Annotated in this window: 13 protein-coding genes and 1 pseudogene; 7 read left to right on the top strand and 7 right to left on the bottom strand. The window is 48.9% G+C overall.

Going from position 1 to position 17,143, the window contains the following annotated elements; genetic code table 11:
- Positions 1-51: 51 nt before the first annotated feature.
- Together N4J56_RS33735 and N4J56_RS33730 are read right to left on the bottom strand one after the other, a co-directional pair.
- Positions 52-2,916 (bottom strand): DUF3987 domain-containing protein, encoded by a 2,865-nt coding sequence (locus tag N4J56_RS33735; RefSeq protein WP_317111061.1) that lies wholly within the window; start codon positions 2,914-2,916, stop codon positions 52-54.
- Positions 2,900-3,112, bottom strand: a complete 213-nt coding sequence (locus tag N4J56_RS33730; protein ID WP_317111060.1) for a hypothetical protein — start codon at positions 3,110-3,112, stop codon at positions 2,900-2,902. The genes N4J56_RS33735 and N4J56_RS33730 overlap by 17 nt, the downstream gene beginning before the upstream one ends.
- 522 nt (positions 3,113-3,634) lie before the next feature.
- Between N4J56_RS33730 and N4J56_RS33725 the strand changes: the two genes are divergently transcribed.
- On the top strand, positions 3,635-3,991 hold the full coding sequence (locus tag N4J56_RS33725; protein ID WP_317111059.1) for a hypothetical protein: 357 nt from the start codon (positions 3,635-3,637) through the stop codon (positions 3,989-3,991).
- Here the strand turns inward: N4J56_RS33725 and N4J56_RS33720 are convergent.
- Together N4J56_RS33720 and N4J56_RS33715 are read right to left on the bottom strand one after the other, a co-directional pair.
- Entirely contained in the window at positions 3,941-5,389 is a 1,449-nt protein-coding gene (locus N4J56_RS33720; RefSeq protein WP_317111058.1) for a helix-turn-helix transcriptional regulator, read from the bottom strand. The genes N4J56_RS33725 and N4J56_RS33720 overlap by 51 nt on opposite strands.
- Before the next feature lie 662 nt (positions 5,390-6,051).
- The gene (locus N4J56_RS33715) at positions 6,052-7,320 is read right to left on the bottom strand and encodes an IS701 family transposase (RefSeq protein ID WP_317104593.1); all 1,269 of its coding nucleotides are present in this window, start codon (positions 7,318-7,320) and stop codon (positions 6,052-6,054) included.
- 207 nt (positions 7,321-7,527) lie between these two features.
- Between N4J56_RS33715 and N4J56_RS33710 the strand changes: the two genes are divergently transcribed.
- Together N4J56_RS33710 and N4J56_RS33705 are read left to right on the top strand one after the other, a co-directional pair.
- A complete protein-coding gene (locus N4J56_RS33710) occupies positions 7,528-9,162 on the top strand; it encodes a ShlB/FhaC/HecB family hemolysin secretion/activation protein (protein ID WP_317111057.1) in 1,635 nt (544 codons plus the stop codon).
- A 164-nt stretch (positions 9,163-9,326) separates the two neighbouring features.
- Entirely contained in the window at positions 9,327-9,560 is a 234-nt protein-coding gene (locus N4J56_RS33705; RefSeq protein ID WP_317111055.1) for a hypothetical protein, read from the top strand.
- A 43-nt stretch (positions 9,561-9,603) separates the two neighbouring features.
- On the opposite strand, the gene N4J56_RS33700 is transcribed toward N4J56_RS33705, so the two are convergent.
- The gene (locus tag N4J56_RS33700; protein WP_317111054.1) at positions 9,604-10,551 is read right to left on the bottom strand and encodes a transposase; all 948 of its coding nucleotides are present in this window, start codon (positions 10,549-10,551) and stop codon (positions 9,604-9,606) included.
- A 610-nt stretch (positions 10,552-11,161) separates the two neighbouring features.
- On the opposite strand from N4J56_RS33700, the gene N4J56_RS33695 reads away from it, so the two are divergent.
- Complete coding sequence (locus tag N4J56_RS33695) at positions 11,162-11,635, top strand: transposase (protein ID WP_317106468.1); 474 nt, start codon at positions 11,162-11,164, stop codon at positions 11,633-11,635.
- 46 nt (positions 11,636-11,681) lie between these two features.
- The gene (locus tag N4J56_RS33690; RefSeq protein ID WP_317106469.1) at positions 11,682-11,831 is read left to right on the top strand and encodes a hypothetical protein; all 150 of its coding nucleotides are present in this window, start codon (positions 11,682-11,684) and stop codon (positions 11,829-11,831) included.
- A gap of 12 nt (positions 11,832-11,843) precedes the next feature.
- Here N4J56_RS33690 and N4J56_RS33685 read toward each other — a convergent pair.
- Positions 11,844-12,530 (bottom strand): annotated as a pseudogene (locus N4J56_RS33685) (transposase); the annotation flags it as partial.
- An 89-nt stretch (positions 12,531-12,619) separates the two neighbouring features.
- Here N4J56_RS33685 and N4J56_RS33680 point away from each other — a divergent pair.
- Entirely contained in the window at positions 12,620-13,042 is a 423-nt protein-coding gene (locus tag N4J56_RS33680) for a DUF928 domain-containing protein (protein ID WP_317111304.1), read from the top strand.
- 58 nt (positions 13,043-13,100) lie between these two features.
- On the top strand, positions 13,101-14,540 hold the full coding sequence (locus tag N4J56_RS33675; RefSeq protein ID WP_317111053.1) for a CHASE2 domain-containing protein: 1,440 nt from the start codon (positions 13,101-13,103) through the stop codon (positions 14,538-14,540).
- Here the strand turns inward: N4J56_RS33675 and N4J56_RS33670 are convergent.
- Complete coding sequence (locus N4J56_RS33670; RefSeq protein WP_317111052.1) at positions 14,520-16,871, bottom strand: CHAT domain-containing protein; 2,352 nt, start codon at positions 16,869-16,871, stop codon at positions 14,520-14,522. The genes N4J56_RS33675 and N4J56_RS33670 overlap by 21 nt on opposite strands.
- Positions 16,872-17,143: the final 272 nt, after the last annotated feature.

Below are 17,143 nucleotides of genomic sequence, written 5' to 3'. Positions count from 1 at the left end.
GCGTAAACCTTTGATTAGTTTGTAACAAACCATAACGATCTCCAGCTAGTTTTAGGCAAGAGCAATACTCTTTATCGCATTAGCTATCTCAACATTTGATAAAGAAATTTCATCGCCACTAGGAGCAAGAAACATCCAGCACTCTTCCGGCGTGCTTATGCAAGCGACTGAAACAAATTTACACCCCTCGACTATCTTCCAAGCAGCGGTACGATCGCTCGTCAACTGCGTCACCTGTCGAATTGTAAAAGTTAGCCGTTCCAGAGCAGCCGTCAGTAACTTTTCTGGCAGCCAAAAAAGTTGATTCAAAGCATGGGAATTAGAACATAGATACGTCCTAAGAAGGCTGGTCATCCACTTGCGTTGCTCGGAAGTCATCTGTCCGGCAGCTTTCATCAATTTTCTTGGATTGCGATCGACTACCTGCACTAACTCTACCCAAGTAGTACATTGCAAAATTGACGTTGCTAGCTCTCGTGCAACGAGCGAACTTTGCTGTTGGGCTAGAGAAGTTTGGGCGATTGAGATTGAATTAGGGCGATCGCCAACTATTCCTATTTCGGATTGCAACCCATTAGAATCGCTGACTACACCAGAAATGGACGCTTCCACACTCCGAGCGATCGCCCGTTCGCTATCTGGCCGTTCGCTATCTGGTTCGTTGCTATCAGCTTCATTCACCAAGTCCATTCGAGGATCGCTTTGAGCCTGCGAACCATTCATATCGTTGCAATTGACATCCGCATTCAACTGTCCAGTCGAAAGGTTTGTCACTGGTGACACTTCATTTTGAGGTGACGCTTGTAACTGTTGTATTTGTGTGGTTTCAGGAAATGTCTCTACTGTCACCAGCTCTGTTCCATTAACATCTGGCTGGGGTGCATTCGCCGCGCCAGCAACGAAACGTACAACGCGCCCACTCTTTTGCACGATTCCCTTCCCCATCGCTGCTAATTTGTAATACAAGTCAATCGTGTAGGCAGCAACATTTCGCCCTATCTCCTTGGCACGGCGTTGTAGTGCCTTGATGTTACGATAAGCATCCCGCACTGCTAAACCATCAGGGGAAGTTGCAGCCATATCCCAAATCTTGGTCAAGACAGAACTGATGGAATCATTGTCTGTTGCTGAGTGCTGCACTATCTCAAAAGTAGAGCGGTAGTAGCGGCAGAAATCTACAGCACAATTTAACGTATCTAACTGAATTTCGTGTCGTGGACGCTGTGGCTCGTGATAGCACTCGATGATATGCAGAGCTAGTGCGATTCGCAGTAATTGCCCTGGTAGTTTTCGCATCCAAGCACGAATTGCTGGTGTTTCGGCTAATTCTGCCTGTTGCCCGATCTGCTCGTAAACTGTACCGTAACGAGCATCAGCAGCAGGTGAAAGTTTGACGATCCCTGCTGGAAATTGAGTGTCTATCCAACGGTAAAATCGGGGTAGTTGCTCGGCTAATCGGCAGTATCCTTCCACTCTTTTAGCTGGTTGTACTTTTGGCAGTGCAAATAGAAACCGCGCTTGTAGCCCTTGAGCATCGTCAGGATCTTGAAAGATTTTGCGAAATACCCCTGGTTGGAGTCCACCAGCTATGCTCAGGCGAGATGAGGCTAGATAGTAACTATCTTCATGCATGACCCGATCTACTGGAGCAGAAGCACCGTCCCACATTGGTAAAAGGCATTCTAATCCTTCACCTTCGCCTTTAGTAGTAAACTGACCTAAAGATTTGAACAGCCCTGCTATTTCGTCTCTCGCCCACAGAGAACCGTTTTCGCCTTGCTCTGACAAGCGTTTCATCACTGCCTGAATCGTGGCAACTTCAAATAAAAACTTACGTTCGGGCATTGGAGCTGCTGACTCATCGCCATTGTCTTTTTTATTTTGAGATTGCTTGTACTCTTGCCACTCGGTTTTGAAACGATTGTGTTCTTGTTCTTGCCAACCTTTTAAGGGAGAAAGGATCAGCCCTTCCGCTCTGCTTTTTCCCGTGCCAGATTCCGCTACAGAACAAGTCCAAGCGATCGCCGGAATCTTGTGCGATCCGACATCGAGAACGTTTTTCTTTCCTACCAAAGACAAAATTGCACATAGCAAGTACTGCCACAGCATAATCGGGTCGATATTTAGCACGCGCCCGTCGTGGAGCAGGTCTTTTGCTAGGTGCGGCAAAGTTAGTTGGAAATCTAGCTTGTAGTCTCTCCACTGAATGAATCGGTCGAGCTGCTGTTCGTCCTGCGGCATCACCTCTTCAGATGGGATGCGCTGGGATGCCACCAACTGCCAAAATGCTCCCTTGGAAATTCCCGATCGCTGTTGCAGGGCATCGAGATGAGCTTGTTCCTCCCACTGGGGCAATCCTTTGGCTAAAAGCTTGGTGACACTAGTGACAGTGGCTGAAAGAACTGTAGGGTCTAGGTCTAACTCGTCACTGCCACTGGAACTGTCACTGGTGACACTACGAATTCGATCTAGCTCTGACTGCAACTCTTCCACAGATGAAGTCAGATTATTTCCTTTTGTCGCCAACTGACCCATCCGATCGATGCGATCGAGCAGGAGGTGACGATGGTATTGTTCTAGAAGTAGACTAGCGTACTGCTTGATATTTCCAGAGTGAACCATGCGCCCCAGAATCAGTGCTAGCTTGGTTCGTCCCCCGATTGACTCTAAAGCTCCCTGCTCCGATAGCCGGAACGTTACTGCTAGCAAGTCGGGTTGTAAGCCAGAGTGGTGCAATTCCAGCATCACCATAAAAATTTTGCGGTGAGCGGAGACAGAGAAGGCTTGTATAGATAAACCCTCCACCGTTGCGATCGCATTTGGATCGAGCAGAATTGCCCCTAAAATGTTTTCTTCTAGCTCGACAGCTTGCAGGGGTACGAGGGGAGCAGGATGAAAGTCAATGTTGGCACTCATAGCAGCACCTCGCCAGCTTTACGTCCAGTGTTAGGAGCATAGCGGGGTCTTCTTTTGGTAAGAAAGCTCTGATATAGATGGCATCTCCACGCTTGTATCCGAGCATCTCTAACTGGGCGATCGCACTGGTGCGATCTAAGTGACGCTTTTGGGATACAGATGGGCTAGAAGATATATTTTTTTGTGCTTGTTTCATCTCGAATCTCCTGTTTAGGAGCTGAGACAGGTGGCAAGTGCAGTCGCGTTAATCCCTTGTTATATAATTACCATTAGTTGTTTTTGTTGGGACAGCAAATGCATTTTGCCTGTCTCTCTCCCTCTTTCAAAAATTAAGTTTTGTGAATTTGAGTATTAGCAGCGTGAAGTTACCAATGTTGCAGGTAGTCTTTGTACGCTGGTGCTACGAAAATTTAGCCAGCAAACTACCTAACACTAACCTTCGGCATAGTAGGGTTTTGGAGTTCAACGCATGAACGATAGAAGTATCGGTTTTGCATTTTTCGACGAGTTGAATCAAGGAATGAACTATTTGTAGCAGATGCTAAAACCACGATCGGTGGTTTTTGGGATTTCGTTTGTCATCAAATTTGTAGCATCAAATCATAGATGAAGCCTGCAATCCTCTTGCCATAATGCTAATGACTTTTTTTGATCGGTAAGTGCCAGAGGTTTTGTCCTGGGGGTACTAGAATTTTTGTCCTGGGGGTACTAGAGAATTTTGTCATCAAAGTCCTCTCGTTCGTCCTGTGGGGTACTAGAGGATTTTGTCATCAAAGTCCTCTCGCTTGTCCTGGGGGTACTAGAGGATTTTGTCATCAAAGTCCTCTCGCTTGTCCTGGGGGTACTAGAGGATTTTGTCATCAAAGTCCTCTCGCTTGTCCTGGGGGTACTAGAGGATTTTGTCATCAAAGTCCTCTCGTTTGTCCTGGGGATACTAGAGAATTTTGTCATCAAAGTCCTCTCGTTCGTCCTGGGGGTACTAGAGGATTTTGTCATCAAAGTCCTCTCGTTCGTCCTGGGGGTACTAGAGGATTTTGTCATCAAAATCAGCAGTAGGTTGCAACCTAATATTTGATTCTTGGAAAACTTGTGCTAGAATCTTCTGGTTTTCAAGTGTAATTTTACGACTATCTGTCTCGATGCGTCCGATTAAGCTTTGGCTGAGTCCGGTTCGCATTGCTAATTCGCGCTGCGACCAACCTTGCTTTTTTCTCAATTCCTTCACTTGGACTCCAGTTATAGAATGCACTGATGATAGTTGTTGGTTGGTTTTTGGAATCAATGCTTTATTAAGACTGTTAGGAGGGCAAATCCAAAGTTGAGCCGATAGAAGTTGCTCGAAAAAACTTCGCGGTCTACAAGGATTAGTGCGTCCAAAAGCAAAAGGTTGAATTTCTGGTGGATAGGTTTGGGCATGAAAGTGGATCTGCCAGCCCCTTTCGTGCAGCGCCAGCAGATCGTCGTCCCAAGCATTTACCAGTTTATTCCGCAGCCGATTGTCCAATTTGGCAGCTTCAACTTTTGGCAAGCCATAGGCAATTTCCATTAAAGTTCGAGTTGCTAGCGGATAACGCATATCGTCGTTTGTCTTGAATAAAAGCCAAACCATTAACCTAGCAGCACCCTCGCGGTGCTGCCAGACTTGCATTACATCTTCAAGCAATGCTTTTGAGAGCGGGCTAGTTTGATACTCAGCACTATGATCCGTACGTCCTTCTTCATTCAAAAAATATTTTGCCCAGTAGCCTGCTTTAACTCCAAACGTCAGCCCTACCAATTCTTCATTACCAAACAAATCCGAATTATAGTGGTGCTGAATTTCCAACATATTCCACAGCCGACTCTCCGATACAGTGAACCCTCTTGCCTTTGGGCGTGCGGGGTAAGAAATATAGGTCACGACTCGGCATGGTTGCTGGGCAATTTCTTTAATCAGCGCTAATTTCTGCTGCCGATTTTTGTCGGTTCGTTTTTTGAGACCGAGATACTCTTCTATTTGCCTGTCGTCGATAACAAATTCCTGTTCCCAAGGACGGCTTAGTTGAGTAGCATGAGCGGCATAAATTAAGTGCAAGCAAGCTGCCCGAATATCAAAGGTGTCAATAACAGCTAGTGCTGCCGCGCCTGCTAGAGTTTCTGGGTATTCGCGTTCCAGATCTTTGACAACCCAAAACAGAATTGCTCCCTCACCATTCTCAGCATCTTTGGCATAGCATAGCTTTCCGTTGGGATCGTTTTTCCAAGGCAGGTCTTTCTTTTGTGTCAAGACGCTACTTGCCTCCCAAATTGGAAGTGCCGAAGCCATATTGGTTGTTGAAGAATTCTCGAATAAAGCGGGAGCGATTGAAAGCCTGCCTTTCAGCGAATCCCCTGCCTGATTATTTTCTTTGTAGGACAGTTGCGAGCTGGAGGATTGAGCTTCCTTCGTAGCTCGATCTCGTTTGCAAATGGATTGCTTTTTAGATGCTGGCATATCTCCCCCTGTTTGATGGAGAAGCTGCCGATTGAGGAACTTTGGTTAGATGGCAGAAAAAGTTGTCAACTGCCGTGCGAAAGTGGCATAATACCATCAATGACATTAATGCTTTACCTCCATTTGCTAGGGGGGGTAGCTCTAGGATGCGATTCGCTAAAGTCTGTTGGTTCCAGACTGGATCGCAACCCCAGAATTTTACTAGATTGCGGATATTATAGCTGAAACTGCCAGACTTAGCTCAGTCGAAGTAGCTTTGACCGCGGGCTAGCACCGCTGTAGCATTTGCAAATTCCGATCGAGTTACGGATTGAGACAACGATACAGCTAATTTATCGACCGCGTCCGCTTTCCACACCGATAAAAAAATACGAAACTACTGGCATCTCGCCCTCTTTTCGGTATGCTGTTATTGCGTATCTAGCTGAGTGCGCTACTCTTTCGGTAAAAGTAGCAAATAATCAAATTAAGAGTAAGCTCAATAAACTTGCTTACTTAGAGTAAAATGTTTCTCAGCTAAAAAGTTTTTCTATTTGAAGAATATCATAATCTAAAACTTTTCGAGATCTGTTTGCGAATGCAAAAATATTTTGGAACTAAGACGTGCAAAAATTGCCAAAGCCTTCTAGCCATCCTCACTCCTATTGGGACTTTAAAACTTTCTAAGCCCAAATATAGCCGAACTTAGCTCTGTGAGAGGCAAATACATCAACATGCTCATTAAGCCAGCGGACCAAACGAAACTCGACTGCGGTGCGGAATGCCTCCAATGCTTCGGCAAAGGTTTGTAAGGGTTTGGTTGCCCAACGTCTGCGGAATCCGCCGGTCAACTGATGCCAAAGGATGAAGGTGTAAGCGATGAACACTAAAACCCAATGACGCTTCATACTCAGAGCATCCCGAACTTGATACTCACTCAAACCCAACCAGCCCTTGGCTTCTCGATAGAAGACCTCCACCCAGTTGCGAGCAGAATATGTTTGAGCTACCCAAGCCGCACTGACTTGGTTGTCAGAGGCATTGGTGAGAAAGTAATCCACCTCCGTCGCTTGCTCGAAACTAGAGGCATTGAGTTGAATCGCCAGCCAGCGAGTGCCTTCGAGCTTCGGAACGTGAACTGGTAACAGCGCCACCCAAACTGTCCGGGGCTGCTCCAGATTGAGTTGCACAGGTGTGAACTGCTCCACTGCCAAGGTTTGAGCAATAGCTTCTAATCCCTGCTTACGAGCAGACTCATCACCTGATGTTTGAGCAGTAACTTGGCGGTTTTTGGCGATTGCTGCCACGTAAGTTAGGTTTCTCGACTCCAACTGCTTGAGAAAAGGCGTGTTATTACCGTAGCCTGCATCAATTACAGTCACACCCGGTCGATAACCGCGCTTCAAGCATTGGTCAACCAAGTCTAGAGCCAGGTCAGGTTTTTTCTGGAAGTTGGGGTCTGCCTTGCCTTGCTCGAATAAACTTGCGTGTTGATAGAGTGCAACATCTAACGGCAGACGTCGCACTCCATCATACAAGTAGGTAGTCAGCAGCACAATACCATTGTCAGTCTTGCCAATCTCCCCAATGTACTGCCGTCCTACCCCATCAGTAGCCGCACCACTTTTGCGATGTCCCGAATCATCTACAATCAATGTGAAACCTTGACTCGGGGTCGTCTGGCGACACTGGTGCATCACCTCCAACCGCCGATTATTTAGCTTGACTTCATCCCAAGGGGCATTGTTGAGAAAATGTCTGAGGCTGTTGTAGGAGCCATCTACTGTATTTGTGACCAGTTGGCTCAGGTTTTTGCGCTGACTCTCACCCAGCAGTCCCCCTAGATAAACACGAAATTCCTGCCGCTGCTTCTGACGCGAAAATACATCATCAAACCGACGACACCAGTTCTCAAAGCACTGCGGCATCGCTGCTGGTACTTGATCTTTCACCTTACGTTGCTCCTGTCGAGACTGACGTAAAACGCAACTCCTACCCGCATTCTAGCTCAATTTGCTCCATCTTTCTTACAAAGTCCCACTATTACTTTTTATCTTGGCGGCATACCCCCAGCGCGCTCGCAGGAGATTCCGAAGCTGCAAAACGAGTCGCTGTTAAGACGCGCTGATGAAAAAGATTTTGGCAATCGCGCTTCGTTTGTGGCGGACGATTTTGCTCCCAGCAGCTCGCCCCTTCTAGAACAACAAGAATTACCTGCATTGCCCGGACTACCTCCGGTATCGAATTCTCCACCAAAGTTGTCTCCCCAAATCCCTGCTGCTCCAAACACAACCATGCCGCTGGGAACTAAAATCAGGTTGAGGCGAATTGAAGTGGTCGGCAGTCAAGTATTTTCGCCTTCAGAACTTTCGCGCATCACGTCACCTTTCCTCAATAAAACTTTAACTTTCGAGCAACTGCTGGACATTCGTGCTGCTGTCACAAATTTTTATACGAGTCGGGGTTACGAAACGAGTGGCGCTTTTATTCCCCCCCAAGACATAACGAACGGGACATTGAAGGTACAAGTTATCGAAGGCTCGTTAGAGCGAATTGAGATTAAAGGATTGGAGCGGTTGCAAAATCGCTACGTGCGCTCGCGCTTGAAAAAGGCAACTCAAACTCCGCTCGATTTGCGCCAGTTGGAATCCGCTTTGCAACTGCTGCAACAAAACGATTTGATCGAGCGGGTTCAAGCCCAACTGATCCCAGGAACCGCCCCGGGACGCAGCATTTTATCGCTCGACCTCAAAGAAGCTCCTGCATTCGGGGCGCGATTGACTTTCGACAATCGCGAGACTCCCAGCGTTGGTTCTTTAGGCGGCTACACGAATTTTAACTACGACAACTTGCTGGGAATAGGAGATCGGCTGGGAGCGAGTGTGGGGTTGACCCAAGGCGTGACCAGCTACAACTTTACTTATGCAATTCCCGTCAACAGTAGAGATGGTAAATTTATCTTGCGCTATGCGACTGGGAGAAATCGCGTGGTGGAGCAACCGTTTGCGCCATTGGATATCAATGGAAAATCTCGAACCTACTCGCTGGGATTTTCTCAGCCTTTGTTCCGCTCCCCAACGTCTGAATTTACGCTCGGACTCTCGCTAGACTTGCGCCGCAGTCGCACTTTTTTGTTTGAGGACGAACCCTTCACCTTTACGCCCGGACCGGAGCGTGGCGAGTCCAAAGCTACTATCTTGCGATTTTCTCAAAATTGGACGCAGCAAACGCGAGCGCGCATTTTATCGGCGCGCTCGCAGTTTAGCCTCGGCATTGATGCTTTTGGAGCAACGACGAACGATTCCGGGAGGGACGGACGCTTCTTCAGTTGGTTGGGGCAGTTTCAGTTGGTAAAAGCTTTGAATCAAAAAAGAGACGCGACTTTTATTGTTAGGGGTGCTGCCCAACTGACGGGAGATGCGCTTTTGCCTTTGGAGCAACTTAGCATAGGTGGGATTGATACGGTGCGAGGCTATCGTTCCAACGAGCGCGTCGGGGACAATGGCATTGCCGGAACTCTTGAATTTCAATGGCCTATTGCCCGAGACACAGGAGGATTTGGTCTATTGCAAGTCGTCCCCTTCCTCGATGCCGGAGTTTCTTGGAGTAACGGCGAGCCAGCAACTCCAAGCCCCAATACGCTTGTCAGTACGGGGCTGGGCTTGCATTGGCGGCTCAACTCTCGCTTTGCGGCTCGCGCCGACTGGGGAATTCCTCTAGTTTCGGTAGAAGACCGGGGTGAGACATTGCAAGATAGCGGGTTGAGTTTCTCTATAGAGTGGCAACCCTTCTAGCATTATTTTTTGTAACGAAAAAGTTTTGTGAATGCGCTCGATCTCGACTAAAATTTTGCTAATAGAGATACGTACGCTCGCTGGAACGTAAAAGCCCGTTCCAGCCATTAACTGAAGTACATTTCCAGGCATAAATAGCGCCAATTAGAAGTAGGGCAGCTTGTATGTTTTTCAGAAAAATTTTTCTCGCAGGAGCGCTCGGTGCTTTCTGTACGCTCGCAGTGCAGCTCGATTATCCAGTGCATCATCAACTAACTTTTCGAGCCGCAAAAGCAGGGATCGTTTTAGGCTATGCCTCCCCTACCAATCGTTCTTTGTTGCAAAGAACGATTGGTAGGGGAGGCATCGCGCGGCTGCTCGCGCGATCGCGGTACTTACCTACAATTGTTCGCACTTAGCAACCACGTAGATACTGTTGGCGAATTCATGGGAGAAAAAAAGCTACGCTATTTGGGGCTTAAGCTCCATAAATCGAGAGTAGCGAGTTTGAGCCAGTGGGATAGCTGAGAGCCAAGCAGACAAGCGAACCAAATTGAGAGCAGTGACAATCAGGATATGCTGAAGATGTGTTTTCGCCAATCCAACATATCGAGACTGCCTTAAGGCAGAACGTCTCACGCCTTGCGATAATGTTCCCTCCACTCCCGCTCGTTGCTGGTAGAGTTGCTTAAACTCTGACGTTTCTTGCACCTGCCGTCGCTGACGTAGAGCGTTGTATTTGGCTTGAGGTTGTAATGTCAATCTTCGGGCAGCTTTAGAGTGGGTACAACGTTTTCGGACTGGACAATGACGACAATCAGCTTGAGAAAAGTGGACGTGAACGACTCTCAAGCCACGATTGTCAATCTTGGGTCGCCAAATGATACTTTGATGCCCTTTAGGACAGGTGACGACTTGATTATCCCAATCCACTTCAAACTGCTCAGCAGAAAACTTAGAGTTATTTTGGGTCTGCCAACTGGGATTGATACGAACTTTTCCAAGCAGTTCGATTCCATAGTTTGCCTGACTATTAACAATATGGTCAGCTGTTACATACCCTGTATCCACCAAATGCTCTTCGGGTAGAAGTGATTTTTTCGATAGGCTTTGATGGACAGATTCAACGACTGCATCATCAGATATTGTTGATAGGGTAGTGCATACTCCAGTGATGAAGTGCGGACAATCCCGATCGCAAGTTTCAGTGAGGTGAACTTTGTAACCGACCCAATCAACACTACGTTTGGAACTGTAATGCGCCTCTACATCATAGGGTGAATGAATTGCCAGTGTGGATGGTGGCATGTCTTTGGGCGAGCGCCATTGCACGTTCCCGTCTTCAGTGGGTGCGTAAAATTGTTGCATCCAAATCCGTCGCAGTGTCTCAACGGCTGGAATTTGTCGCATCCACTCTGGAGTAGCTGAGATCTTGCACCATTCTCAATAAAGGGTTGCCAAAAGAGCCAAAATCTGGAAGAAAGGGCGTAGGAATAATTTGAGTTGACGATTATGGAAACCATCGTCGAATACGCCCAAGGGCTAGTCTATAGCCTTCTTTGCTTAATGCCTAGCACATACCAGAAAGCCAGTCTAAACGCCCTGTTCGGGCTGTTTCTTGAAGCTCAAGGATATCCTTTACCCCAGCACACCCAGGTGAAATCCGCTTCTTCATTGAGTCGATTTTTGAATCACTACAATTGGTCTACTCGTAGCGTGATTCGCACGACTCGTCAAATGGTGTTGCAGCAAGTGACCGCTCATCCCCCTCATCCAAGCACTCCTTTGCGAGTGTCGATCGATCTAACGACATTCGAAAAGTGCGGCAAGTTTTTGCAGTTGAGTACGCCGACGAATGACCCCAAGGCACCTGACCCCTGGGTGAGAATACTTAACGGTAAGCGGGGATTACATTTAGTAGTATTGTACCTGGTGGTGGGTGAGTGGCGAGTGCCTTGGAGCTTTCGGGTCTGGCGGGGCAAAGGCTATCAAGCGCCCAGTACAATTAGCCTGCAAGTTGTTGGCAACGGTTCCAACCCAGTTGAGTCAGGGCAGGGTGGTCATTGTACAGGCAGATACGGAGTTTGGCACCGTAGAGTTTCTCAAAGCAGTGCGAAAGCAGTCGTGGCGAGCAGTCGTGGGGATGCGCTGCAATCGCAAAATGCAGGACGGTCGTCATCTAAAGCAACTGTATCGCCATGCCAACCGTGGACAACAGGTGTATTTAGCGGGAGACACACAGCCACTGACGGTGTCCTGGTTCTGGCTCAAACGAGCCGAAGGCAAGCGAGAACTGCGCTTTGTCGTTTCTACCCATCCTTACTCTGGCATTTATCTGGTGCGGCTAGGACGTAAGCGCTCTTGCATTGAGGGCTTTTTCAAAACGAGCAAACATCGTTTTGGGCTGCATCGCTTTGGGCAAACTACGAAACTTGGTGTCTATCGCTGGCTCATCAAGAGCGCTAATTGCCTATCTATTGGCGCATTGGATTGACCAATGGTCACTACCTCCTGTCCTGGATTGGAAAGCTGCCAGTGATTTGGCATTAACTGTACTGTTTCCCTCGGTTCTGTGGTTACAATTGCTGCGGTTCATCCGAGTCAATGCTGACATTGCTGCACAATTCGATTTTGAAATTATCCTCAAACCTTTACCCATTCTTGCTTATCGAGAATGCTGCAAGATCTGAGGTAGCCCAATCGTAAATTGCATCTAACAACGCAAATCCATCCTTGCCAATCGTGCGACCCAATTCTTCTCGCTCGCTGTCTAACTTAGGCAACCGATAGTTCTCGGTGCGACGACTGTAGCGGTCAAACCAAGCATCTTGTAAATGCTCTTCCAGCCAATCTGGAGCTGCGACAGCTAAACTATTGAGTGCAGCACGAAATGTTTCTCCCAACGTTTCCAGTCGATTTAGAATCCGAATGGCAGCCAGAACATGAGTTGAATCCGTCCGTTGCCGTTTGTGTCCTTTGAGCAATCCCTTGGATCGTAATTGCTCCAACAACTTGTCCAGCAGCTCTTGTTCTGCATTGCCTGCAATTAGACGAGTGCGAAATTCACTCAAAATTGAGTAATCGAATCCTGGATCGCTCAGGGAAAGACTGAGTGCATATTTCCAATCAATCCGCGCACGAACAGCATCAGCAGCTTGGCGGTCAGATAAATTCTCTATAAACTGCATTACACAAACAAGTGCCAGTTGCCAAGGAGCTTGAGCAGGTTGTCCACGTTTAGAAAATAGTGATGCGAAGGTTTCATCTTGGTAGATGCTGCCAAGGTTATCCCGAATTTGGATGTAGAGATTGCCTTTAGGAAAAGCTGCTCTTGCAACCACTACCGTATTCTCTGGAATCGGAGGAATGGTTTGGGGTTGCATGGACATATTGCACCTCCACTAACTAGCTTGGTCTTTACCTTAATCCTACGCAAGGCAGCTAATTCTGATTTTTCTCTCATGAATTCGCCAACAGTATCCACGTAGCTGTAACGGTGTCGGAGCGACCGACTTTTTTAGCCTATGTATCCCGCACCGAGCTGCCGCTATCTTTCATGCTCGTGGAAGAAGGAGGGACAAAGCCTATTTTTCAGCGAGAAATGCGCTTGTCGTCACCTGGGGTAGTCAAGCTCGAACTTCCCGCTACCCTCAAACTCAAACCATCGCGATATCAGTGGACAGTGGCGCTAGTCTGTAACCGCAAGTTCCCTAGCAAAAATACTTACGTTCAGGTCAAGTTCGACCGCTTGCCGCTCGACCGAGGGCTGCAACGGCGATTGCAGCGACAAACCCCACTCCAACAAGCTCAGACGTACGCCCGCTCGGGGATCTGGTACGAAGCGATCGCGCTTGCACACGAAGCCAGCACTGCTGCTGAGGGCGACCGAAGGACGCAATAGAGCTATTTGAGTTTGCTCGATTCGATTGGCTTGCAAAAAGTTACCCATGCGCTTACTCATGCAAATCAACCTTAAGAAAGTTGCGAGCCGATGGCACGGGGCGATTGTCGTCGCCCCGGTAGTTTCGCTCAGTATCCTGGCAGCTCGCGCTTTGGGCTGGATGCAGCCGTTAGAGCTAGCTGCTCTCGATTTATCTTTTCAACTCCGTCCCTCAGCAATGACTGACGAACGCATCGCGATCGTCGGCGCGACCGAACGAGATATCGAAAATTTAGGGGGCTGGCCGACAAACGATTGGATCTTAGCTGCCGCAATCGAGAAAATCAAAGCCCAACACCCGAGAGTCATTGGATTAGACATTTACCGTAATCGTTCTATTGCTCCAGGCTCGCAAAAATTAGTACGAATTTTGCGCTCGACTCCCAATCTAATCGGAGTTGAAAAAGTCGTGTCTCCCACTATCCCTCCTTCTGCTACTCTCAAGTCCCTCAACCAGAGTAGTTCGAGCGACGTAGCGCTTGATGCCGATGGAGTTTTGCGCCGCGCGATTTTATTTCCAATCCCCGGACAAAATATTCAATCTCTAGGCTTAGCAGTGGCACTGATCTACTTGCATTCCCGTGGAGTTGCACCACAAATGGTAGAAGATGGAGCGCTACGCTTGGGTGCGACGACCTTTAAACCCTTCGAGTCGGGTGATGGCGGCTACGTCAACGCTGATGCCGGAGGATATCAAATCTTGCTCGACTTTCGCGGTGTCGGCAGGTTTAAGACCGTCTCCCTGACAGACGTATTACACGATCGCGTTGACAAAAACTTCTTTCGCGATCGCATCGTGTTGATTGGCGGCATAGCTCCCAGTCTCAACGATGCTTTCTTCACGCCAAAAAGCCGCAGAGGAGGAGGTTCACCGGTGCGAACCTCTGGGGTAGAAATCCAAGCTCATCTTGCCAGCCAAATTCTCGATACCGCTTTCGATCGGCGTTCTAATATTCTTGTCTGGAATGACGCGCTCGAAAGCTTTAGCATTATTGCCAGCAGCACGATTGCAGCTTTGACCCTCTGGCAGTGGGGACGCGGTGGCAGGAAGTGTTCGGCTACCAAACTCCTTTACGTTGCCCTTGCAGTCGCCGCCATCGGCGGGGCGGGCATAGCCATCGGCAGCTACGCCCTGTTTTTAGGTGGTTGGTGGGTTCCTGTTGTTCCAGCAATACTAGCTACAGTCAGTACGGCACACTGCTTGGTAATTTACGTCGCCGCTGGTAACTTGCGCTCCTACGTACGCGAGTCCGAGATTTTGCGCTCTCGACTAGCCGCAACTGCGTCTCAACTGGAAGCGAAGATTGTTCGAGAGAATGCTTCGTCAAAATCATCCCAAAAAGTGCCTTCGGCACATCCCCTGTCACCTGAACAAGAATCCAGCAGACAGCGCTTGAAAGAGCGGTACAGAGAGAGACGAGAACCTGACTCGAACGGATCAACTTTTAACCGGGATTAAAGCCGACCAAGTTGCAGGGTGAACGCGGTTGTGGATCGACTCTAATTGAGCCTGCCGGAGCGCCTCTTCAACTGGGATATCGGTCTTGAAGGCGCGATAAAAATTTTTGATCGCGGGTACGATATCAGCATCGTTCACCGACCACAGTGTGGCAACGACATTTTTAACTCCATTACGAGCGGCAAGTCCAGCCAACCCTAAAACGGCGCGATCGTCGCCTGCTGCTGTCTCGCAAGCGCTAAAAGTCAGCAGTTCCAAAGGTTGCCGTGCCGTTCTCAAGATATTTTCAAATTGGGGCAGGTAAAGTCGCCGATCGTGAGCCTGAATGAAACTATTTCCAGCCGCATTGGAAAACGCGCCGTGCGTTGCCAGATGTAGGATTAAATGCTGCTGCTCGCGGGCGACTTGCGCTGCGAGCGTATTGGCGTTAAAGTCTCGGTTGAGAAAATTTTTGCCGTCGAGCATTTGCTGCAAGAATTGGGTCTCTGGGACTACGTACGGTAGTGCTGGCAGCGGTGGCACGGCTTCGGATAGACCGAAGATCAACGCTTCACCTCGCTCTAAGTGCTCGTCTCGCACCGGTTGCAAGCCGAGAGAGTAAGCAATGGGGTATTTTTCTACCAAAAACCGTTTGCCATCGTGGAGTGCCGACATCGGGATCGTTCGTAACGCGCCATCGTTGACAAAAACGAGCTTGGCGGGCTTAACCGTATCTAAGTCTTTTTCTAGCGGACGGATCAGTAAGTCGTACATTTCCCGCGCTACTGGGAAGTACTCCTGGGTCGCCACTGTTTCGAGCAAGCCACGCCACTGCTGAACTTTTGCAGTCAAGTCCGCGACGCTCAGCTCGATCGCGTAGCTGTTCAATCGCCCGTCCGGGAATTGTAAAATCGTATAAGGGCGATCGGCAAGTACTGAAGTTATCGTTACGGTATCGAGCGCCGGTTTCGGTGCCACCGCCGATTCGGTCGCTGCTAGTTCCAAGCATTCGTCGCCAAAAAAGTTTTGCAATTGCCCGATTTTCAGTAACTTGGCAACTGTTAGCGCCGATTGTAGATCTTGGTTTTTACCTTCTTTCAAGAGTAGTGCCAGCAGTTGTCGGTATACGGGTTCCACTTGCTCTCGAAAGGTGAACTGTCGGACTCGCTCGGCAGTAATTAACTTGCCGCGTATCCCAGACAGGGAGTTGACGGCTTGCCTATATGCGGCAATCGCCTCTGGCTCGTTCCCTGTAGCCGCGTACAGTCGCCCTGCCTGCCACTGCCAACGATACAAGCTATCGAGCGCGCTGGCTGCTTGCGCGGCGAACTGCGCTTGTTGGGTAAATTTCATGGCGCGAGCAAAGTTTTTTTGGCGCTCGTAAAAGCTGCCGATTTCCCCCGCCGCGAGCGATTCGGTACGACGATCGCCGGGATTTTTGGCAACTGCTAGCGCCCTAAACAGCGCGTCGAGCTGTTGCTCGCCAGAGCCAAATTGAGCCAGATCGATCCACGCAGCAGCTTTAGTGCGAGAATCGGGGAGATTTTGCAAAATTTCCTTGACTTGCCCGAAACGTTCCAGCGACGAGCGCGGCTCGACTTGGATCGCATTCAACAAAGCCTTAGCCGCGACTAGTCCCTTCGAGTTTTGAGTCAGGGCGAGGGCGAGGGCTACCTTGTTTGCGGCATTTTGCCTGTCTTTGTCCGCGCGTGCGAGTAGAGCCGCTGATTCTTCTTCCCCTTCTGCCTCAGCTAGCCGCGCTCGCTCCTCTAGTCGTGCCGCGCGATCGAGCAGCACCCCTACCTGATTGGAGACGATCGTCGCAGTATACTCGCGATTATGGTGTTTTGAGGTGAGCGCGTAGCTCTTGTCGTAGTTGGCGAGGGCAGCGTTGAGGTCGCCCGACCTCGCGTAGGCGTTGGCAAGCGTTCCCCAAGCAATAGCTGCAACCTGCGGCGGCAGCTTCAGTTCGTCTCGCGTCGCCTGCCGCGCTCTTGCAATCGCTCGCTCGTACTGCCCGATGGCGAGGTATGCTTGAGCTTGGTCGAGGGCGGTTTTTGCGAAATGCTGTTGCGAGCGCGAGTTTTGCGAGCGGCGATAAATCGCGGCTGATTTGTCCCACCAGCTTATAGCCTCCCCATGTCGATTGACTCGGTAGCATAGTGCCCCCAATCGGTCGTAAATCTTAGCTTTGTCCCACTCATCGGTCGTCGATGCGAGTTGTTTGTGCCAACTGGCTCCCTCGCAACTAGATTCTGAAACAGCAGGACTGACTGCCGCAGCGGGTGGATCTGTTGCATTGGCTACTTCTACTAGTGGCAGCGACCCAGCTTTCAATAACAGGCACAGCAAAAGCCCAACTCCGAAGAATCTTAGCGACTTTAGCTTCAGAAATTTGTTGAGTTTCAGTCGCGGCATGTATTTATTTTATTTTGAGAATGTGTTAATAGTGATACTTAAGACTGTACCAAAGAAAAACATACTTTATCCAAGTTGTTTCTAAGTAGTCTGTAATGCAGTATATCTATTCGTTGCTAATTTGTTGCCTGAAAAAAGTGCGTCAGCTTTATCCTAGCTCCCACCGCCAGCTAAAGTTTAGCGTCCGCGGCGATTTTCATAAGGGT

This window comes from Chroococcidiopsis sp. SAG 2025 (assembly GCF_032860985.1).
Lineage (GTDB): Bacteria > Cyanobacteriota > Cyanobacteriia > Cyanobacteriales > Chroococcidiopsidaceae > Chroococcidiopsis.
The sequence above is the reverse complement of the archived record's forward strand: the minus strand, read 5'-3'. Positions and strand labels throughout refer to the sequence as shown.

Coding starts and splice junctions, on each gene's coding strand:
- N4J56_RS33735 (WP_317111061.1), bottom strand. CDS start 2,916: ATGAGTGCCAACATTGACTTTCATCCTGCTCCCCTCGTACCCCTGCAA.
- N4J56_RS33730 (WP_317111060.1), bottom strand. CDS start 3,112: ATGAAACAAGCACAAAAAAATATATCTTCTAGCCCATCTGTATCCCAA.
- N4J56_RS33720 (WP_317111058.1), bottom strand. CDS start 5,389: ATGCCAGCATCTAAAAAGCAATCCATTTGCAAACGAGATCGAGCTACG.
- N4J56_RS33705 (WP_317111055.1), top strand. CDS start 9,327: ATGTTTTTCAGAAAAATTTTTCTCGCAGGAGCGCTCGGTGCTTTCTGT.
- N4J56_RS33700 (WP_317111054.1), bottom strand. CDS start 10,551: ATGCGACAAATTCCAGCCGTTGAGACACTGCGACGGATTTGGATGCAA.
- N4J56_RS33675 (WP_317111053.1), top strand. CDS start 13,101: ATGCAAATCAACCTTAAGAAAGTTGCGAGCCGATGGCACGGGGCGATT.